General features: G+C 60.4%; 19 protein-coding genes. 5 read left to right on the top strand and 14 right to left on the bottom strand.

Features of this window, described 5'->3' with window-relative positions; translation table 11 throughout:
* Positions 1–45 precede the first annotated feature (45 nt).
* Positions 46–267 carry a YgdI/YgdR family lipoprotein gene (locus ACYZUM_RS16680; protein WP_003226722.1) on the bottom strand — a complete coding sequence of 74 codons (222 nt, stop codon included), beginning with the start codon at positions 265–267 and terminating at the stop codon, positions 46–48.
* 78 nt (positions 268–345) lie between these two features.
* Complete coding sequence (mobA, locus tag ACYZUM_RS16675; protein ID WP_108183385.1) at positions 346–948, bottom strand: molybdenum cofactor guanylyltransferase MobA; 603 nt, start codon at positions 946–948, stop codon at positions 346–348.
* Positions 949–1,030: 82 nt separating this feature from the next.
* Here mobA and moaB point away from each other — a divergent pair, with 82 nt between their 5' ends.
* Positions 1,031–1,570, top strand: a complete 540-nt coding sequence (gene moaB, locus ACYZUM_RS16670) for a molybdenum cofactor biosynthesis protein B (RefSeq protein ID WP_003226719.1) — start codon at positions 1,031–1,033, stop codon at positions 1,568–1,570.
* A complete protein-coding gene (locus ACYZUM_RS16665) occupies positions 1,554–2,780 on the top strand; it encodes a molybdopterin molybdotransferase MoeA (protein WP_041069640.1) in 1,227 nt (408 codons plus the stop codon). The genes moaB and ACYZUM_RS16665 overlap by 17 nt, the downstream gene beginning before the upstream one ends.
* A gap of 75 nt (positions 2,781–2,855) precedes the next feature.
* Here the strand turns inward: ACYZUM_RS16665 and ACYZUM_RS16660 are convergent, their stop codons facing one another.
* Positions 2,856–3,164: a hypothetical protein gene (locus ACYZUM_RS16660; protein ID WP_186448449.1), complete on the bottom strand. Its 309-nt coding sequence runs from the start codon at positions 3,162–3,164 to the stop codon at positions 2,856–2,858.
* Between the two features lie 321 nt (positions 3,165–3,485).
* On the opposite strand from ACYZUM_RS16660, the gene yegS reads away from it, so the two are divergent.
* On the top strand, positions 3,486–4,403 hold the full coding sequence (yegS, locus tag ACYZUM_RS16655) for a lipid kinase YegS (RefSeq protein WP_108183383.1): 918 nt from the start codon (positions 3,486–3,488) through the stop codon (positions 4,401–4,403).
* Here the strand turns inward: yegS and ACYZUM_RS16650 are convergent.
* The 3 genes from ACYZUM_RS16650 to ACYZUM_RS16640 all read right to left on the bottom strand — a co-directional run bounded on the left by ACYZUM_RS16650 (position 4,387) and on the right by ACYZUM_RS16640 (position 6,901).
* Positions 4,387–5,046 (bottom strand): response regulator, encoded by a 660-nt coding sequence (locus tag ACYZUM_RS16650; protein WP_047295407.1) that lies wholly within the window; start codon positions 5,044–5,046, stop codon positions 4,387–4,389. The two genes, yegS and ACYZUM_RS16650, sit on opposite strands and share 17 nt — an antisense overlap.
* Positions 5,043–5,936 (bottom strand): sensor histidine kinase, encoded by an 894-nt coding sequence (locus ACYZUM_RS16645; protein WP_041069652.1) that lies wholly within the window; start codon positions 5,934–5,936, stop codon positions 5,043–5,045. The genes ACYZUM_RS16650 and ACYZUM_RS16645 overlap by 4 nt, the downstream gene beginning before the upstream one ends.
* 494 nt (positions 5,937–6,430) lie before the next feature.
* Positions 6,431–6,901 carry a hypothetical protein gene (locus tag ACYZUM_RS16640; RefSeq protein ID WP_041069656.1) on the bottom strand — a complete coding sequence of 157 codons (471 nt, stop codon included), beginning with the start codon at positions 6,899–6,901 and terminating at the stop codon, positions 6,431–6,433.
* A 455-nt stretch (positions 6,902–7,356) separates the two neighbouring features.
* Here ACYZUM_RS16640 and ACYZUM_RS16635 point away from each other — a divergent pair, with 455 nt between their 5' ends.
* The gene (locus tag ACYZUM_RS16635; RefSeq protein WP_041069659.1) at positions 7,357–8,292 is read left to right on the top strand and encodes a chemotaxis protein CheV; all 936 of its coding nucleotides are present in this window, start codon (positions 7,357–7,359) and stop codon (positions 8,290–8,292) included.
* Between the two features lie 198 nt (positions 8,293–8,490).
* Positions 8,491–9,297 (top strand): MOSC domain-containing protein, encoded by an 807-nt coding sequence (locus tag ACYZUM_RS16630; RefSeq protein ID WP_108183382.1) that lies wholly within the window; start codon positions 8,491–8,493, stop codon positions 9,295–9,297.
* A 71-nt stretch (positions 9,298–9,368) separates the two neighbouring features.
* Here ACYZUM_RS16630 and ppnP read toward each other — a convergent pair whose 3' ends face one another.
* The 8 genes from ppnP to ACYZUM_RS16590 form a co-directional block, all read right to left on the bottom strand.
* Positions 9,369–9,653, bottom strand: coding sequence for a pyrimidine/purine nucleoside phosphorylase (ppnP, locus tag ACYZUM_RS16625; protein WP_097088279.1), 285 nt, complete (start codon positions 9,651–9,653; stop codon positions 9,369–9,371).
* A gap of 114 nt (positions 9,654–9,767) precedes the next feature.
* On the bottom strand, positions 9,768–10,310 hold the full coding sequence (locus ACYZUM_RS16620; protein ID WP_108183381.1) for a 3'-5' exonuclease: 543 nt from the start codon (positions 10,308–10,310) through the stop codon (positions 9,768–9,770).
* A 70-nt stretch (positions 10,311–10,380) separates the two neighbouring features.
* Complete coding sequence (locus ACYZUM_RS16615) at positions 10,381–12,342, bottom strand: acetyl-CoA carboxylase biotin carboxylase subunit (RefSeq protein WP_142579771.1); 1,962 nt, start codon at positions 12,340–12,342, stop codon at positions 10,381–10,383.
* 118 nt (positions 12,343–12,460) lie between these two features.
* Positions 12,461–13,258, bottom strand: a complete 798-nt coding sequence (locus tag ACYZUM_RS16610) for an enoyl-CoA hydratase/isomerase family protein (protein ID WP_108183379.1) — start codon at positions 13,256–13,258, stop codon at positions 12,461–12,463.
* The gene (gene atuD / locus ACYZUM_RS16605; protein ID WP_041069673.1) at positions 13,255–14,412 is read right to left on the bottom strand and encodes a citronellyl-CoA dehydrogenase; all 1,158 of its coding nucleotides are present in this window, start codon (positions 14,410–14,412) and stop codon (positions 13,255–13,257) included. The genes ACYZUM_RS16610 and atuD overlap by 4 nt, the downstream gene beginning before the upstream one ends.
* Positions 14,413–14,442: 30 nt before the next feature.
* Positions 14,443–16,059, bottom strand: coding sequence for a geranyl-CoA carboxylase subunit beta (gene atuC / locus ACYZUM_RS16600; protein ID WP_108183378.1), 1,617 nt, complete (start codon positions 16,057–16,059; stop codon positions 14,443–14,445).
* 3 nt (positions 16,060–16,062) lie between these two features.
* On the bottom strand, positions 16,063–16,932 hold the full coding sequence (locus ACYZUM_RS16595) for an SDR family oxidoreductase (protein ID WP_041069679.1): 870 nt from the start codon (positions 16,930–16,932) through the stop codon (positions 16,063–16,065).
* Positions 16,933–16,944: 12 nt separating this feature from the next.
* Entirely contained in the window at positions 16,945–18,735 is a 1,791-nt protein-coding gene (locus ACYZUM_RS16590) for an acyclic terpene utilization AtuA family protein (protein WP_108183377.1), read from the bottom strand.
* Between the last annotated feature and the right edge of the window lie 172 nt (positions 18,736–18,907).

Raw genomic sequence — 18,907 nt, 5'->3', positions numbered from 1 at the left:
CCCGCATCAATGCGGGCTTTTCTGTATCCGGTGTCGACGTAAAGATTACAGCTCTTTAACGGTACGAACCTGATCCTTGTTGATGCGGGTCTCTTTGCCGTCCAGCTGCTTGAACTCGTAGAAGCCCGAATCTTCGTCATATTTCGGGGTGTCGACGGCCTGGATTTCGCGACCGTCATTCAAGGTGATCACTGTTGGCGACGAGCAACCAGCGAGCGTTGCCAGGCCCAGTGCGAGCATGAAAGTGGCGAGGGTCCGTTGAGTCATGAGTGTGTCTCCGAATGGGAATACTTTTGGTTACTGAGCTTGAGACGTATACAAGGCGTGAGAGTTCCTTGAATGCTGTCAGTCTGACACAGTGTTATGCGCATTTAACAGTTCGGGGGTATTCAGGTTGGCCAGTCGCGGGTCGTTGTCCGGGCATTGCAGGGCCGTTGCGCCGAGGTTGCGCATGACCCGGCCGGGGCTGCGTTCTCCGGCGTTCCAGGCGGTTTCGAACGCGGGCAGCCGGGCCACCGGAATCACGCACAGCAGGGGCTCCCAATGGTCGTCATGGCGCAACATTAAAGGTTTGTCAGGAAACTGGCCGGCAGTTGCACGCATGTCGTGCAGCAGCGCTGCGTCGATGCGCGGCACATCGCAGGGCAAGACCAGCAGATGGGGCAAGCGCGCAGCCTTGAGCCCCGCGAGGATGCCGGCCAAGGGGCCTGGAAAGTCCTCTTCTTCATCACTCACCAGTTGGTCGGCGTAGGCAGCATAACGCTCGCGATTGCGATTGCAGGAGATGATCAGATCGTCAGTCAGCGGTCGCACCTTGCGCTGCAAATGCGCAATCAGCGCTTCACCCTGCCATTCGACCAGCCCTTTGTCCTGGCCGCCCATGCGCTGGCCGCGTCCGCCTGCCAAGAGCAGAATGGAGCAGGGGGGCAATGGCGTATTCGGGGTCATGGCAGCTCTCCAGCAGGGCGGCGAAAAATTCAGGCGCTGTGATATAACACCGGGCTGTTTCTCCTACAACTGGACGAGCCTAATGAAAGCCAAGGCCGATGTACCTTTCGCACCGCTGAATATTGCGGTGCTGACTGTCAGCGATACCCGAACCCTGGAAACCGACACCTCAGGCCAAGTCTTTGTCGACCGCCTGACTGCTGCCGGCCACCGTCTGGCCGAACGGGTGCTGCTCAAAGATGACCTGTACAAGATCCGCGCACAAGTTGCCCACTGGATTGCCGAGGATGTGGTACAGGTTGTATTGATTACCGGCGGCACCGGTTTTACCGGGCGTGACAGCACACCTGAAGCCGTGGCTTGTCTGCTCGACAAGCAGGTTGACGGGTTTGGCGAGCTGTTCCGACAGATATCGGTGGCTGATATCGGTACGTCAACCGTGCAATCGCGGGCACTGGCCGGTCTGGCCAATGGCACGCTGGTATGTTGCCTGCCAGGTTCGACCAATGCGGTGCGCACCGGGTGGGACGGCATTCTCGCCGAACAGCTGGATTCGCGGCATCGGCCATGCAACTTCGTTCCTCACCTGAAACAGGCGGCGCCTTGTGAATCCCGTGGGTAAGCCGGGCAAGACCGGCAGCCTGATGCCCGTCGAGGAAGCGCTGGCTCGCCTGCTGCAAATGGCCGAGGCCACGCCGATTGTCGAGCGCGAGTTTCTGCCATTGGCGCAGGTCGAGGGGCGAGTGCTGGCCGAAGACCTGGTTTCGACGCTAGACCTGCCGCCTTGGCCAAACAGTGCCATGGATGGTTATGCCTTGAGGCTGGCGGATTGGACCGGCGCACCGCTGCCGGTCAGCCAGAAGGTTTTCGCCGGGCAAGCGCCTGCCCCCTTGAAGCCCGGCACCTGCGCGCGGATCTTCACCGGTGCGCCGGTGCCTGCTGGTGCCGACTGTGTGGAAATGCAGGAGAACGCCGAAGTCCAAGCCGACGGCAGTGTGCGCTTCGTTGAAATCATGAGCCTCGGCCAGAACATTCGTCCACAAGGCCAGGAAACCACCGTGGGTGAGTTGATCCTGGCGGCAGGCACAAGGCTGGGACCGATCGAACAAGGTCTCGCGGCATCGCTGGGATGTGACGGGCTGAATGTGGTGCGCAAGGTCCGAGTGGCGGTGCTGTCCACCGGCGATGAACTGGTTGAGCCGGGCCAGCCGCTGGGGCCGGGGCAGATTTACAACAGTAATCGGGTGGTGTTGTGCAGTTGGTTGCAGCGATTGGGCTGTGAGGTGATCGACGCGGGCATTCTGCCGGACGATCTGGACACCACCCGAGCGCGTCTGGGCGACTTGCAGGATGTCGACCTGATTCTTTCAACCGGCGGGGTTTCGGTCGGGGAAGCAGATTTTCTGGGTGTTGCATTGAGGGAAGAGGGCGAGCTGGCATTGTGGAAACTGGCAATCAAGCCAGGCAAGCCGCTGACGTTCGGCCATTTTCGCAACGTGCCAGTCATTGGCCTGCCCGGAAACCCCGCTTCGACGCTGGTGACGTTTGCCTTGCTGACGCGACCTTACTTGCTGCGGCGTCAAGGTGTAAGAGACGTTGTGCCGCTGAAGTTTACGGTGCCAGCAGGTTTCGTCTGGCCTGTGGCCGGCCATCGGCGTGAATACCTGCGTGGTCGACTCGAGCAAGGACGGGCCATCATTTATCGCAATCAAAGCTCTGGTGTGTTGCGCAGCGCTGCCTGGGCGGATGGCCTGGTAGAAGTGCTGGAGGGCCACACGCTCGTAGAAGGTGATGAAGTCGGGTTCATTCCCCTGAGCGACCTGCTCGACTGACTCTGATCCTCGCTGAGCCTGACCTTGCAACTGCAGGCTCGACGCATGAAAGCGTCGATCCTGCATTCTCCCGGGTCAATTGCTCATCAGCGTGACCAACTGATCGAAGCGACTGTTGGCAACCCAACCCAACAGTCCCATTATTACTGCCGTTGCACCTGCCGAATAGGCGAGGCGGTGCTTGATTGTTCTTACATCTGCGCGGACTTCATCCATATCCCGGCGTATGTATTTGAGGTGGGTTTCCAGTTCGGTCACGCGCGGCTCCATTTGTGCTTCTCCAGCGGTTCTGGCGCTCTTTTTGAAATCGGATTTGTGACTGCTGCGACTTTCGTTGAGAGGGGCAATCGGACGGGTTGAAACTCTGGCTTCATGGCTGGACATGGACATATCCGTCAGCTGTTTTCACTGTCAGCGCGCTGGCCTTTCCGTCATTCGAACTGTCACCAGCTCCGAGGGGGTATCCACTCATTCCCTGCACATCCTTGTGTTGTTAAAAAAACGAAAATTGATACTGCCTGTACAAGGTGTATCAAGGATCGAGTCCGGTCAATTGAGCCGATTCCTTACCTGTTGTAAGAAAAAATACCGCTGTGTAGGACGTGACAAGCCGGGCGCTTGAATTAAATGGTGCTCCGATGGCTTTTTTGCCTGTGCCGGTGGTCAAGATGTTTCATACCGATTCAATTGTGGGGAGTGACCGTTATGAGTGAACGCAGGGCGCTGTTGATTCTGCATGGCAAGCAGGCACTCAATGAGGCGGTTCGCGCCGCTGTCGAAGCAAAGCGAAAGCAGGGATGGGAGTTGGCAGTACGCCTGACCTGGGAGGCCGGTGACGCTCAGCGTCTGGTGGAAGAAGCTTTGGCGGGTGGCTACTCGCAGATCATTGCGGGAGGCGGGGATGGGACATTGCGCGATATCGCTGAAGCCCTTGCCAGGCATCCGCACAAGGCCAGTCTGGTGCTGTTACCGCTGGGCACGGCCAACGACTTTTCCCGTGCGGCGGGGATTCCGCTGGAGCCGGCCGAGGCGCTTGAGCTTCTCGATGTACCGCCGCGCGACATTGACCTGGGCGCAGTCGGCGAGCAGATTTTCCTCAACATGGCGACCGGTGGTTTCGGCAGCCAGGTTACAGCCAATACCTCCGAGGATCTGAAAAAAGTACTCGGCGGGGCCGCCTATCTGTTCACCGGTTTATCGCGCTTCAGTGAGTTGCACGCGGCCTACGGCGAACTGCAGGGACCGGACTTTCACTGGCGTGGCGAGCTGCTGGCGCTGGGAATCGGCAATGGCCGTCAGGCGGGTGGCGGGCATGAATTGTGTCCACAGGCACTGGCGGATGATGGCCTGTTGGACATCAGCATTTTGCCGGCACCGCAGGAGTTGGTCGGTACGCTGAAGACCCTGCTCAGTGACGGCTTCGGCATCGACAATATGTTTGTAAGAGCCCGCCTGCCCTGGGTCGAAATCAAGGTCGCCGAGGGCTTGAGCATCAATCTTGACGGTGAGCCGCTTGAAGGCGACAGCCTGCGCTTCGAGGCGCGCCCTGCGGCCTTGCGGGTGCATTTGCCCGAGCATTCGCCGCTATTGGGCGGTGCCGGGTCGATCAGTCGTCAAGACTGATGATCTGTTCGCGCACGGCGAACAGGACCAGACCCGCCACGTCGTAGATCTGCAGGCGTTTCATGATCTGCGAGCGGTGGGTTTCGACGGTCTTGATGCTCAGGCCCAAGCCGTTGGCGATCTCCCGAGTGGATTTGCCGCGCACGATCAACCGCAGGATTTCCAGTTGACGGGCTGTCAGGTTGTGCGAATCGGCGACCTCCGGCGGGTTTTTCTGCGTACGGGTCAGGGCCTGGTTGATCACGGTGTGGGCGATCGCCGGGCTCAGGTAACGTTCGTTGTTACGCAGGGCTTCGAGGGCATGTTCAAGTTCGGTGGCCGTGGTGTCCTTGAGCAAATAACCGTGCGCTCCGGATTCCAGTGCCTGCATGATCAGCGCCGGATCGGTGTGCATCGACAAAATCAGCACTTTGCTCTGGGGCCGCACCCGCTTGAGCCGTTGCAGGGCTTCAAGGCCACCGGTTTCCTTCATCGAGATATCCAGCAAGACGATATCGGGCGCCAGATGCTCGACCATTTCAAGCAACTGCGAGCCATCGCTGGCTTCGCCAACGACGGCGTAACCGGGAATGTCGAGCACCAGAGCGCGCACGCCGGCTCTGATCAGCGAGTGGTCATCCACCAGAAGTAAGTTACAAGTCAACGCATAACCTTATTCGTACTGGCCCGCTCGAGTGCACGGGGCGCCCAGGGGAATAGTGCTTCGATTTGAGTGCCTTTGCCCGGCTCGCTGATGACGTTCAGCGTGCCGCCCAATTGTTCGATCCTCTCGGCCATCCCGGCCATTCCACGCTGTCCTTCCCGACCCGGATCTGCAGCAGGCGCGAAGCCTTGGCCATCGTCGCTGATCAACAACGTCAGCCCTTGTGGCAGGCGCTGCACACGGATCAACAGGTTGCTGGCCTGCGCGTGGCGCAGAATGTTGGTCACCGCTTCCTGGGTGATGCGAAAGGCGGCGACCGCCATTTCTTCCGGAATGCCGTTGAGTCGCTGCTGGCAATCGAGGCTCCAGTGCACCGATGTGTTGGCCAGAGTCTTGAGCAAGTGCGCACGCAGGCTGGCTTCCAGTCCGAGGCTGGTCAACTGGCGCGGGTTGAGAATGGCTGAGACGTCGCGCACCTTGTTGAGGGTTTCTTCGAGGGTGTCGCAGAGTGTCGAGCATTGCTCTTGCAAGTCGGTTGGCAAACGTCTTTTCAGCCATTCACTTTGCAGTTTGGCTGCTGTCAGTAACTGACCGATGTCGTCATGCAGTTCACGGCTGAGGCGGTGGCGTTCGTTTTCCTGGACTTCCAGCAAGCGGTCGGCGAGTTCCTGGGGCTGGAACTTGATCGATTTGCGCGACAGCCGATATTGCACCCAGACACAAGCAGTGGCGGCCATGTTCAACAGCAGCAGTCCCAGCGAAAGCGGTGCTGACAAACCGTAGGTCAGCAGGCAGCCGGCGGTGGCAGTGACACACAATATGAGTGTGAACCGGCGTGCATTTTCCCGGGACGGTGGCCATGTGGTGATTGACTTGAGGCTGGCGTACATATCGGATGGAGCCAATGGATATTCGCTGCGGGCAGACCGGCCGTTGGCTGGCGGGTCTCTGTCTGAAAATGCTGTCAATTATGTTATTGATTTGAACGAGGTTCAGTGAACGATGTTTGACCGCCAACTTCGTTGGGGAGGACTGTCACTGAATCACTTTGCCATTAATTGATAGCAACTAACGGGCGGCATAATACCACTTAAGATACCGTTGGTCGCGTTTGCCATATATGTCCAAAGGGTCAGGAAAGTCGCCATGTTGGACGTGAGTTCCATAATGGAAAAAAGTCACCTTATTATGCTGGATAGATATCCCGTGTCGCTTGAAGTTGATCGTTACACGGACACAGGCAAACCCTGAGGCGCGGGAAAATTTCTGCGGGTGTCAGGTGTGATTATTTAATTCGAATTGTCGCTGGCGGGCATGAACTATTCATTTGCGACATTCAGCGATTCGGCTCTACAGCCGCGATGTGCGCATTAACCGCTGCGAATCAGGCCTGGCGCTCGGAATAAGACAAGAGCGGGATTGGCCGGGGCGAAAGCGAAGGCTGAAACTGGTGTTGACCGACCTGGAACGCGAAGGCTTCGATCAGCGAGGTTTGCTCGCTGCTATCCAGGCTCAGTTGCCCGGTATTGTGATCGACCAGTTCAATCTGCCAGGCCATCAGGGTGAAACAGTCCTGAAGCGCATTCAGTGCCTGAGCGTGCAGATCGATAGAGTCCGGGGCATGATCGAGCAAGCTGTGAATGTGCAGGGAAAACTCGGAAATCGCTTCCAGTGCCAACGCTTCTGCACGGCTCGCCAGCTTGAGCAGGGTGCTGCGCATGCAGTCGATCGCATCCTTGTCGTTGCTGATCAATTGCAGGTGGCTCAGGCATTCTTCCGACTTGGCCAGGAGTGTTTCCGCTTCGACGAGAAATTCGGGAAAGCGTTGTGCCCAGTCTTTACGGTCGATTGGCATGCTTATCTCCACAGCGTCATGTCTGATGAGGGAATGCCGTGTGTGTCGACGATCATGAACCGTCGGGAGATCGCGCCCCGCCGCGCAAGTGCACTGGCTGAGGTTTTCCAGAGGGTGGGTTTCCACTGACCTGCGATCGCACACAATAGCCTGACTCCGTTCATGCAATGAGAATGGCGTCACATTAATGGCTATTGGATATTGCGAACATCAGGTTGGGCCTGATTGTTACTAGGGGATTCCCTTACACGCGGGAACCTGTGGCGCAAACTGTGGTCGCGCCAGAAGAGAATGTAGCAGATGAAAACGCCGGGCCAGTAAACCATGATGTTAATGTGACATCAATGCCTGCGTGTGGCATTTTGATAGTGATTTTGTGGGGATCAAGAATCGCCATAAACAGCCGATAACCCCACTTAGTAGTGAATTCATCAGAACAAGCCCAGGAGTCATTGATGGCCGGCATTCTCGACACGGTAGACCAACGCACGCAACTGGTGGGTGAGAATCGCCTGGAAATTCTCATGTTTCGACTGGCCGGACGCCAATTGTTCGCGATCAACGTGTTCAAGGTTCAGGAAGTTCTGCAATTGCCGAAGCTGACCCTGATGCCGCAACGTCACCCGTTTGTCTGCGGTGTGGTCAACCTGCGTGGCCAGACGCTGCCGGTGATCGATCTGTCCCAGGCGATCGGCATGCGCCCGCTGGTGCCGGGCCCGAACAGCACCATCATCGTCACCGAGTACAACCGTTCGGTGCAGGCGTTCCTTGTCGGTGGCGTGGATCGCATCGTCAACATGAACTGGGAAGCCATCCTGCCGCCGCCGACCAGCGCCGGACGCCAGCATTACCTGACCGCGATCAGCAAGGTCGACGATCAACTGGTGGAAATCATCGACGTCGAGAAAGTGCTCGCCGAAATCGTTCCGTACAACGCCAAGGTTTCGCGCGACAAGCTCGACGATCCGGTGCTGGAACGTGCCCGTGGTCGCGAAGTGCTGCTGGTGGACGACTCCAACGTCGCGCTCTCGCAATTGCGTGACACCCTCGGCCAGCTCGGGGTGAAAATGCACATCGCCAGTGATGGCCTGAAGGCGCTGAACATGCTCAAGGCCTGGGCCGATACCGGCGTGAACATGACCGACAAACTGCTGATGGTGTTCACCGACGCGGAAATGCCGGAAATGGACGGCTATCGCCTGACCACCGAGATCCGCAATGACCCGCGCCTGCGCGGTCTGTATGTGGTGCTGCACACCTCGCTGTCCGGCAGCTTCAACGATTCGATGGTGAAGAAGGTCGGCTGCGACAACTTCCTCTCCAAGTTCCAGCCGGACAAACTGGTCGATGTCGTGCGTCAGCGTCTGATGCTCGATGAAGTGCCGGTCTGAGGAAATCCTGTAGCGAGGGGATTTATCCCCGATGGACGGCACAGCAGTCCCGCTTTCTTGATTCAAGTGGGGCCGCTTCGCGCCCCATCGGGGATTAATCCCCTCGCCACAAACTATCTTTGCAGGCGCGTGCATCAGGCTTTGATTCACAGATAAAGCTCGTATAGGGTGGCTTTTTTGCCCATCAGGAAGCTGGACATGCTGCGTCTGAGTGCGCTTTATCGTTACCCGTTGAAATCCGGCAAGCCCGAGATTCTGCAATCGATTGGCCTGGATAAACTGGGCCTTGAAGGGGACCGACGCTGGATGCTGGTGGACGAGGCCAGCGGCCGCTTCCTGACCCAAAGGGCCGAGGCGAAAATGAGCCAGCTGTCGGCATTGTGGAATGCGCAGGGCGGGCTGACCCTCAGTGCGCCCGACCATGCCGCGCTGGATATTGCGTTACCGCAGGACGATGCCGAGTTGCGCGGTGTGACCATCTGGCGCGACACCCTGCGCGTTCCGGATGCCGGTGATGCAGCGGCCCGCTGGGTCAGCGATTTCATCGGCAAACCGACCCGTCTGGTGCAGGTGCCACTTGATCGCGCGCGCATGACGCAGGCCGGGTATGGCCGCGACGACGATCAGGTCGCGTTCGCCGACGGTTTCCCGCTGTTGTTGATTGGCCAGGCGTCGCTTGACGATCTGGTGCAAAAGGTCGGACGACCGCTGGAAATGCTGCGCTTTCGACCGAATCTGGTGATCGAAGGCAGTACGGCCTTCGCCGAAGATGGCTGGAAGCGCATTCGCATCGGTGACGTCGAGTTCCGCGTGGTGAAGCCTTGCTCGCGCTGCATTCTGACCACCATCGACCCGCAGACCGGCGAGCGCAGTGCTGATCGCGAACCGCTGGCAACCTTGCAGAAATACCGCGCCCAGGCCGATGGCGCGATGTTCGGGCAGAACCTGGTCAACGACAGCAATGGTCAGCTGGAAGTCGGAATGCCGGTGGAAATCCTCGAATAACCGGTGCCGGAAATGAAAATGCCCGTGTCCATGGACACGGGCATTTTTTTGCACCGGGGAAAACCGTGGGCTTAGCCGCGGTATTCGCACAGGTAAGCAGTCTCAACGGCGACTTTCAGCTGGAACTTGCTGTTGGCCGGAACGTTGAACTGGCTGCCGGCGGCGAAGGTTTCCCAGTCGCTGCTGTCTGGCAGCTTGACGGTCAGTGCGCCGGAGACCACGTGCATGATTTCGCGCTGAGCGGTGCCGAATTCGTATTCGCCCGGGGCCATGACGCCGATGGTCGCCGGACCTTCAGCGGTGCCAAAAGCGATCGACTTGACGGTGCCGTCGAAGTACTCGTTGACTTTGAACATGGGCGATTCCTCTCGAATAGGGCTTAAAAGGGTTAAAAAGGGCCGGCCAGTATGCACAAGGCTCCTGGCGCCGTCACCTGCCCGGAACGTGTCCGGTGAGTTCTCGCTCTGACTTCACAGTGGCAGCACCAACGGCAGTAATCGCGCAGTGTTGCGCGCATCTTCCAGGGCCCGATGCTGTTGACCGTTGAACTGCATGCCGGCCAGTTGCAAGGCACCGTTCAGGCCCAACGGTCGTTCCAGACGCCGGGCCTTGGCAAAGCGCTGTTTGAGGTTCATGTGTGGCACCCGGCTCAGCACGCTGTCGAGTTGCAGGTGCTGCCATTCCTGAAGCAACTGCTTGCGATCGTAGTCACCCCAACTGACCCAGCCTTCAAGCCGTGTCTGGTGCTGCCCAAGCCAGCGTTCAAACGCCGGCCAGACTTCGCTCAATGGTTGTGCGGCGTCGATATTGGCCTGGGTGATGTGCGTGAGTTCACGACAGAACGGCGTCAGCAACGGCCGCCGGGTCGGTTTGACGAACCGCTGAAAGTGATCCTGCTCGCGACCGGCACGATCGACCAGCGTCGCGCCGATTTCGATGATTTCCATTTCCGTAACCGGCCAGCCACCTTCATCTGTGGTGGCTTCCAGATCAATGACCAGCCAATGGGGCATCGCAGGTTTCCTGATTTACGCGTCCTGATAGATCAGAGCGTAGTCAAACCTTGCGTTTGCGCCTGGCGACTCACTCGACCTGCAACAGAACCTGACGATTTTTTACCTGATCGCCGACCTTGACCTGCACCCGCTTGAGCACGCCGTCGATACCGGCCTTCAGCGGATGCTCCATTTTCATTGCCTCCAGCACCACCAGCAACTGACCCTTGCTGACCCGACTGCCTTCGCTGACCAGCACGTCGACGATGGCACCGTCCATCGGCGCTTTCAGTGTGCCGGAGCTGACGCTGCTCTGACTGCTGATCAGCGCATGAGTTCGATCCTCCAGGCGCAGGTTGCCGGGGTGGGTGAACAGCCAGAGTTCTTCGCCGGCGATCCGATACGCATGACGCTGGCGCAGGCCGTCGACGTCCAGCGTCACCGAGCGTTCGTTGCACTCAATGACGGTCAGCGCCAGTGCGCGCTGCATCACGTTCACGGTGAAGCGGCCAGCGCCGTCCGCAAGCAGTTGCAAGCTCCAGTCCTGCTGTTCCAGCCCGAGGCGGTAATCGAGCGGCGCGCCGACATTGTTGCGCCAACCCTTGAGCGGCGCGCGATGCGCCTGCGCGCTAGACTGATAAAACAGCACGGCGGCGATGGCCAGTTCCTCGGCGGTGGGGGCGTAAGTGTGCAGGCACGGGTGGTCAGTGAAGTGCTGAGCAATGAATGCGGTGCTGAACTCGCCGCTGATGAACTGCGGATGCTGCAGCAGGCTGACCAGCAAACGCTGATTGCTCTGAACACCGAGCAACACACTGTCCTGCACTGCGCGCAACAGCTTGCGCCGAGCCTCTTCGCGGGTCGCGCCGTGGGCGATCAGCTTGCCGAGCATCGGGTCATAGAACGGGCTGATCAACTGACCTTCGCGCAAGCCGTGATCGATTCGCGCGCCGGGATTCAAGGCCGGTTCCCATGCCTGCACGCGACCGGTCTGCGGCAGGAAATTCTGCGTCGGATCTTCGGCATACAGACGCACTTCCATGGCGTGGCCGTTCAGTCCGACCTGATCCTGTGTCAACGGCAGCGGCTGCCCCTCGGCAACGGCCAATTGCCAGGCGACCAGATCCTGCCCGGTGATCAGTTCGGTCACCGGATGCTCGACCTGCAGACGGGTGTTCATTTCCAGAAAGTAGAATTGTCCACGGGCATCGAGCAGAAACTCGACGGTGCCGGCACCGACGTAATTCACCGCCCGACCAGCCTTGAGCGCTGCTTCGCCCATGGCCTGGCGCAACTCCCCGGTCATCACCGGGCAGGGTGCTTCCTCGATGACTTTCTGATGGCGACGCTGCACCGAGCAATCGCGCTCACCGAGGTAGATCAGATTGCCGTGGCAGTCGCCGAACAGTTGCACCTCGACGTGCCGTGGTTCGATCAGTGCCCGCTCGAGGATCAGTTCGTCACTGCCAAAACCATTCAGTGCCTCGGAGCGCGCGGTGCGCAATTGCGCCGGCAACTCATCGCTGCTGTGCACCAGGCGCATGCCGCGTCCACCGCCGCCGGCGCTGGCCTTGATCATCAGCGGGTAGCCGATGCGTTCGGCTTCGCGCAGCAAGGTAGCGTCGTCCTGCGCGGCGCCTTGATAGCCGGCGATGCAGGGAACGCCGGCGTCGAGCATGGCGATTTTCGACAGGCGCTTGCTGCCCATCAGCTCGATGGCGTCGGCGCTGGGACCGATGAAGGTCAGGCCGGCCTCTGCGCAGGCACGGGCGAATCCTGGATTTTCCGAGAGAAAGCCGTAGCCGGGGTGGATCGCGTCGGCGCCGCTGCGGCGCGCGGCATCGAGGATCGCCGGGATGTTCAGGTAGGACTGGTGTACCGGTGCGGCGCCGATGTTCACCGCTTGATCGGCCATCTGCACGTGCAGGGCATCGGCGTCGGCATCGCTGAATACGGCGACGGTGCGATAGCCGAGGGCCTGGGCGGTGCGCTGAATGCGGCAGGCGATTTCACCGCGGTTGGCGATCAGGATTTTGTGGAGGGCGGGCATGGTGATCTTCCTGAGTATTTGGCGGTGGGTTGGCTGGCCTCTTCGCGAGCAGGCTCGCTCCCACAAGGAATTTGCATCGTTCATAAAACCTGTGGGAGCGGGCCTGCTCGCGAAGCTTTCAGGTGGCCCATCGCGGTTTACGCTTTTGCACGAAAGCCATCGTGCCCTCGATCCCTTCGACACCAGTCACCGCTTCACTGAACCATTGCGCTGCGTCATCCAGCAGTTCATTCGATGGCTGTCCGGCGCTGGCCAGCAACAGCTTTTTGGTCATCGCATTCGCGTCCGGTGCGCAGCACAGAACATGGTCGAGTACTTCGTCGAGGCGTTCGGCCAATGCCTGCGGATCCTGCTCGACAAAATGCACCAGCCCCAGGCGGCGCGCCTGATGGCCATCGAAACGCGCGGCGGTCAGTGCCAGCCGACGGGTTTCGGTCAGGCCGATGCGTTGCACCACGAACGGCGCGATCTGCGCAGGCAACAGCCCGAGGCTGGTTTCCGGCAGGCCGAACTGCGCCTGATGATCGGCCATGGCGATATCGCTCACACATGCCAGCCCGAAACCACCACCGAGCACTGCGCCCTGTAAAACGGTGATCAGCACTTGTGGTGCGTCCTGAGCTTCTTGCAGCAGAGCTCCAAAGGCGCGGTTCAACACGCGGTAAGCGTCGGCCCCTTGGGCACGGGCATTGGCCATGTCCTTGATGTCGCCCCCCGCACAGAAATGCCCACCGGCACCGCTGAGGACCAGAGCGCGAACCCCGCGGTCATCGCGCACCGCCGCCAGTACCGCACGCAGTTCGGCGACCATGTGCAGGCTCATCGCATTGCGGCTGTCCGGGCGATTGAGGGTGATGTGCAATACGCCGCCATGCCGCTCCAGCAGCAGTGTCTGGCAATCGGGCAGGGGGCTCATTTCTTTTTCCCCGGCAGAATGCCCATCAGTTTGCAGATGATCCCCAGCATGATTTCGTCGGCGCCACCGCCAATCGACACCAGCCGTACATCGCGATAGGCGCGGGCCACCGGGTTGTCCCACATGAAGCCCATACCGCCCCAATATTGCAGGCAACTGTCGCTGACTTCACGACCGAGGCGCCCGGCCTTGAGCTTGGCCATCGAGGCCAGACGCGTGACGTCCTGACCCTTCACATATTGCTCGGTGGCCTGATAGACCAGCGCCCGCAGGCACTCGATTTCGGTCTGCAATTCGGCGAGGCGGAAGTGGATCACCTGATTGTCGATCAGCGCGTTGCCGAAGGTCTTGCGCTCTTTGCAGTACTCGATGGTGCTGTCGACGCAATATTCCAGACCCTTGATCATGTTGGCCGCGCCGAACAGACGTTCTTCCTGAAACTGCAGCATCTGCATCATGAACCCGGCGCCTTCGTGGCCGATGCGGTTGCGCTGCGGCACACGCACGTTGTCGAAAAACACCTGGGCGGTCTCCGAACTGCGCATGCCGAGCTTGTCCAGGTGCGAGCTGAGGCTGATGCCCGGGCTGTTCATCGGCACCATGATCAGCGACTTGTTGATGTGCGGCTTGTCGTCCGAGGTGTTGGCCAGCAGGCAGATGAAATCGGCACTCGGTGAATTGGTGATCCACATTTTGCTGCCATTGATCACGTAATCGTCGCCGTCCTTGCGCGCGCTGGTCTTGAGCCCGGCGACGTCGGAGCCGGCACCGACTTCCGAGACGCCGATGCAACCGACCTGCTCGCCGGTAATCGCGGGGCGGAGGAATTCGTCGCGCAATTCATCGGAGCCGAAGCGGGCCAGCGCCGGAGTGCACATGTCGGTCTGCACGCCGATCGACATCGGAATGCCGCCGCAATGAATGGTGCCGAACTCTTCGGCGGCGACAATCGAATAGCTGTAGTCGAGGCCCATGCCGCCGAATTTTTCCGGTTTGGAAATCCCCAGCAGACCAAGGTCGCCGGCCTTGCGGAAAATCTCGTGGATCGGAAAGCGCCCGGCCTTTTCCCATTCATCGACGTGTGGATTGATCTCATGTTCGACGAATTGGCGGACGGTGCGGCGCAGTGCTTCGTGTTCCGGGGTGAAGATCATTTTTATTGTTCTCCTTGGGATCCGTGGCAGTCAGAAGCGGCTGATGCCGAAGCTGTTGGGTTGCAGCGTACGGATGTCGGCTTCGTGGCAGATATCCAGCAGGTAACCGAGCAAGGTGCGCGTATCGCGCGGGTCGATGAGGCCGTCGTCCCACAGGTTGGCGCTGCCGTAAAGCGCGGTGGACTGGCTGTCGAGTTTCTGCGCGGTGACCTGTTCGAGCATGTCGAGCATTTTCGGATCCGGCACCAGGCCTTCCTTGAGCTGTTTGGCCTCGGTGACGATGCGCAGCACCTTGCCGGCCTGCGCGCCGCCCATCACCGCGGTGCGGCTGTTGGGCCAGGCGAAGATGAAGCGTGGATCGAGACCGCGCCCGCACATCGCATAGTTGCCGGCGCCGTAGGAGCCACCGACGACAATCGTCAGTTTAGGCACTCGGGCATTGGCCACCGCTTGAATCAGTTTCGAACCGTGTTTGATCACGCCTTGCTGCTCGGACTCGGTGCCGACCATGAACCCGGTGGTGTTGTGGAAGAACAGCAGCGGCGTCTGGCTCTGATCGCACAGTTGAATGAACTGCGCGGCCTTGCTCGCCCCGGCGGGGGTGATCGGGCCGTTGTTGCCGATCAGGCCGCAGGCACGGCCCTGGATTTTCAACTGACCGCAGATGGTCTGCTGATCGAACTCGCCTTTGAATTCTAGAAACTCCGATTCATCGGCAATCCGCGCAATGATTTCGCGCACGTCATAGGGCTTCTTCGGGTCGTCGGGAATCAGCCCGAGCAACTCGTCGATCGGGTACAGCGGGTCCTTGAATTGCGGTTCCGGCAGCCACGGCAGTTGTTCGTTCCACGGCAGCAGGCGCAGGATCTCGCGCACCAGGCGCACGCCATCGGCATCGTTCTCGGCCAGGTATTCGGCGGTGCCGGCAACCTGTGCGTGCATTTCGGCGCCACCCAGTTCTTCATCGGTGGCGACCTCGCCCGTCGCGGCTTTGAGCAGCGGCGGCCCGGCAAGAAACAGCTTGGCCTTGCCGCGTACCACCACCACGTAATCCGACAGCCCCGGTTGATAGGCGCCACCGGCCGTCGCCGAGCCGTGCACCACGGTAATTTGCGGCAAACCCATGGCCGACATCCGCGCCTGATTGGCAAAACTGCGTGCGCCTTCGACGAATATCTCCGCCGCATAATTGAGGTTGGCGCCGCCGCTTTCGGCGAGGGTGATCACCGGCAGTTTGTTTTCCAGGGCGATCTGTTGCAGGCGCAGGGATTTTTTCAGGCCGGTGGGGGAGATCGTGCCGCCCTTGATCGCGCTGTTATTGGCCACCACCATCGCCCGTATGCCGGACACGTAACCGATGCCGGCAATCAGGCCACCGCCGGCGGCGCTGCCGTCCTTGTCGTCGTGCAGCTTGTAGCCGGCCAGGCTCGCCAGTTCGAGGAACGGTGCGCCGGGGTCGAGCAACAGATTCAGGCGTTCACGGGGCAGCAATTGCCCGCGCTTGTCGAATTTGCCCTTGGCGTCGGCAGCCTTGTTCAGCAGGTTCTGTTCCAGTTGCTGGACTTGCTCGATGGCCGCGAGCATTGCCGCGCGGTTGCGGGCGAAAGCATCACTGTGCGGATCGAGTTGGGACTGGATCTGCGGCATGGCTTACTCCTTGTCCTTGAGGACGTCCGGCAGGTACGCCCGATGGAACCCGTTGAACGACTCGCTGTGGCTCGCCTTGTGCAGCGGCCATGCACGGCTGCCGAGGCTGGCTGCGCCATCGATTTTCAAGGTGCTGCCACTGATGAACGCCGCCGCCGGACTGAGCAGGAAAACAATCGCCGCACTGACTTCCGATTCGGTGCCGATGCGCTTGAGCGGTACGTGTTCGCGCAGGGTCGGGATCACCGCTTTGAACGCGCCTTCATACGTGTCCATGCCGCTGGACGCGATCCACCCCGGCGCCACCGCATTGACCCGCACCCCGGCGTAACCCCACTCGAACGCGGCGGTCTTGGTGAAGTTGTCCATCCCTGAACGTGCTGCGCCGGAATGGCCCATGCCGGGCATGCCGCCCCACATGTCGGCGAGCATGTTGACGATGCTGCCGCCGTGTTTGCTCATCGACTGGTTGAACACTTCCCGGGCCATCAGGAAGCCGCCGACCAGATTGGTGCGCAGCACGGTTTCGAAGCCTTTCTGATTGATCGCGGCCAGTGGCGACGGGTATTGGCCGCCGGCATTGTTGACCAGACCGTGGATCGCCCCGTGCTCGGCGATCAACTCAGCGACCAGTTGTTTTACCGCGTCTTCGTCACGGATGTCGCAAGCCTGCCAGTGCGCGCGGCCGCCGTCTTCGGTGATTTCGGCGGCGACTTTCTGCAGTTTTTCCGGCTTGCGCCCGACCAGCAGCACTCTGGCTCCGAGCGCTGCCAGTTCATGGGCGGTGCAACGGCCGATGCCACTGCCGCCACCGGTGACGATGAGGGTCTGGCCGCTGAACAGATCGGCTTTGAAAATCGATGCGTAAGCCATGAAGCCCAACCTCTATTCGAGTTGTTCGGCGATGCTCTGCGGCACCGGGATCTGGATTTCCAGCAGTTGCTGGGCGAAGGCCTTGCCCTGGGGATCGATGCGCAGACTCGCCACGCCACCGCCACCGAGGGCGTTTTCCAGCAGGAAGTTCAGGCTGTGGGTGCCGGGCAGGTACCAGCGTTCGACCCGGCCGTGAATCGGGTCGAGCACGTGGCGCATCCAGTCGACGATCACCGCTGGCGTCAGCGCTTCGGCGATCCACGGCAGGTATTCCGGTCGACGCGGCAGGACGCCGATGTTGCTGTGGTTGCCCTTGTCACCGGAGCGCGCCACCGCCAGTTTTACCAACGGCACGCTGGCGTCGGCGCGGCCCTGGGGTTTGGGTGGCTGTTCGGGGGTTGGCAGAGCGTAGCTGTCGAGTGGTGTCTGCGCGGGCAGGGCGCAGGGATATTGCTCACCGGCCATGTCGATTTGCAGGGTGCAGGCGTTTTTGTCGATCAGGAACGAGAACAGGCGGATCAGCGGATAGACCGTCGGCCGTCCGCCGACGATGCCGGTCAGTCCGGGCGCCATGCCGGTCGCGGCCTGGGCGATTTCCCGGGAGAACAGGATCAGCGCCGGTTTCAGTGGATGGCGCACCGCGAGTTTGATCACCACCTCGCGGCTGTCACGGCGCTGACCGTGAGGGCCGTAAGTGGCTTCACTGCCGAGCAGTTCGATATCGACTTCGCTGTAGGGCGGCCAGCCGCGCTGGCTGAACATTTCCGAGGTTTTGTCGATGATCGCCTGGCTCACGCGTTGCGCCTTGTCCACCGCATCGATGCCGGCGATCAGGCAACTGGCGGTGCAGCGAAAGCCGTCCGGGTAAGTGGCGCTGACCTTGTATTTATCGCTGGGTGGCAAACCTTTGGCACCGTGCACATGCACGGCGTTTTTGCCCTGTTGCTGCAGTTTCACCTGAGTGAAATCGCAGACCACATCCGGCAACAGATACGCCTGCGGATCACCGATTTCATAGAGCATCTGCTCGCCAACCGTCAGTGGCGTCACCAACCCGCCGGAGCCCTCGGGTTTTCTGACGATGAACTGGCCGTCGGCGCTGACGTCGACGATGGGAAAGCCGATGTGTTCGTAATCCGGCACATCGCGCCAGTCGGTGAAATTGCCCCCGGTACATTGTGCGCCGCATTCGATGATGTGCCCGGCCAGCGCGGCCTGGGCCAGTTTGTCGTAGTCGTGCCACGCCCAGCCGAATTCATGCACCAGCGCCGCACTGACCACCGCGCTGTCGACCACGCGCCCGGTGATGACAATGTCGGCGCCCAGGCGCAGAGCCTCGACGATGCCCGGCGCGCCGAGGTAGGCGTTGGTCGATACGCACATCGGCGGCAGCGGCGCGCCGTTGAACATTTCGTGGATGCCTTGAGTGGCGAGTTGCTTGAATTGCGGCTGCAGGTCGTCGCCGAGCAGCACGGCGATTTTCAGACTGACCCCGGCCTTGTCGCAGGCGGCCTGCAGGGCGGCGGCACAGGCTTTCGGATTGATCCCGCCAGCGTTGCTGATCACGCGAATCTTCTGTTCGACCAGTTGCGGCAGGAGCGGCGCGAGCACTTCGACAAAATCCCCGGCGAACCCGGCCTGTGGGTCCTTCATGCGGGCGCCGGCCATGATCGACATCGTGATCTCGGCCAGGTAATCGAACACCAGATAATCCAGGCGCCCGCCTGCCACGAGCTGGGCGGCGGCGGTGCTGGTGTCACCCCAGAATGCGCTGGCGCATCCGATGCGAACGGTCGTGGGCATGGTGATCTCCGACTCAGGAACCTGCGACAGAAGTGTCTGGAGGCTACCAAGCAAGCGCTTGGTTTGTAAACAGCTGAAATATCTTCTGCCCAAGCGCTTGCTTGGTCGCGGTCTGCGGCTTAAATTGCGCGCAACCCTGCGCGTTCAGGGGGCAACAGACTGATCGACTGTA

The sequence above is a fragment of the Pseudomonas sp. m6p genome (assembly GCF_055760375.1).
The sequence above is the reverse complement of the archived record's forward strand: the minus strand, read 5'-3'. Positions and strand labels throughout refer to the sequence as shown.

Bases quoted from the DNA above. Each gene is read 5' to 3' on its own strand.
- ACYZUM_RS16610 (WP_108183379.1), bottom strand. From the start codon at position 13,258: ATGAGCCCCCTGCCCGATTGCCAGACACTGCTGCTGGAGCGGCATGGC.
- ACYZUM_RS16590 (WP_108183377.1), bottom strand. From the start codon at position 18,735: ATGCCCACGACCGTTCGCATCGGATGCGCCAGCGCATTCTGGGGTGAC.
- ACYZUM_RS16615 (WP_142579771.1), bottom strand. From the start codon at position 12,342: ATGCCCGCCCTCCACAAAATCCTGATCGCCAACCGCGGTGAAATCGCC.
- ACYZUM_RS16630 (WP_108183382.1), top strand. From the start codon at position 8,491: ATGCTGCGTCTGAGTGCGCTTTATCGTTACCCGTTGAAATCCGGCAAG.
- ACYZUM_RS16680 (WP_003226722.1), bottom strand. From the start codon at position 267: ATGACTCAACGGACCCTCGCCACTTTCATGCTCGCACTGGGCCTGGCA.
- ACYZUM_RS16595 (WP_041069679.1), bottom strand. From the start codon at position 16,932: ATGGCTTACGCATCGATTTTCAAAGCCGATCTGTTCAGCGGCCAGACC.
- yegS (WP_108183383.1), top strand. From the start codon at position 3,486: ATGAGTGAACGCAGGGCGCTGTTGATTCTGCATGGCAAGCAGGCACTC.
- ACYZUM_RS16640 (WP_041069656.1), bottom strand. From the start codon at position 6,901: ATGCCAATCGACCGTAAAGACTGGGCACAACGCTTTCCCGAATTTCTC.
- mobA (WP_108183385.1), bottom strand. From the start codon at position 948: ATGACCCCGAATACGCCATTGCCCCCCTGCTCCATTCTGCTCTTGGCA.
- ACYZUM_RS16620 (WP_108183381.1), bottom strand. From the start codon at position 10,310: ATGCCCCATTGGCTGGTCATTGATCTGGAAGCCACCACAGATGAAGGT.
- ACYZUM_RS16645 (WP_041069652.1), bottom strand. From the start codon at position 5,936: ATGTACGCCAGCCTCAAGTCAATCACCACATGGCCACCGTCCCGGGAA.
- atuC (WP_108183378.1), bottom strand. From the start codon at position 16,059: ATGCCGCAGATCCAGTCCCAACTCGATCCGCACAGTGATGCTTTCGCC.
- ppnP (WP_097088279.1), bottom strand. From the start codon at position 9,653: ATGTTCAAAGTCAACGAGTACTTCGACGGCACCGTCAAGTCGATCGCT.
- ACYZUM_RS16660 (WP_186448449.1), bottom strand. From the start codon at position 3,164: ATGTCCAGCCATGAAGCCAGAGTTTCAACCCGTCCGATTGCCCCTCTC.
- moaB (WP_003226719.1), top strand. From the start codon at position 1,031: ATGAAAGCCAAGGCCGATGTACCTTTCGCACCGCTGAATATTGCGGTG.
- ACYZUM_RS16635 (WP_041069659.1), top strand. From the start codon at position 7,357: ATGGCCGGCATTCTCGACACGGTAGACCAACGCACGCAACTGGTGGGT.
- atuD (WP_041069673.1), bottom strand. From the start codon at position 14,412: ATGATCTTCACCCCGGAACACGAAGCACTGCGCCGCACCGTCCGCCAA.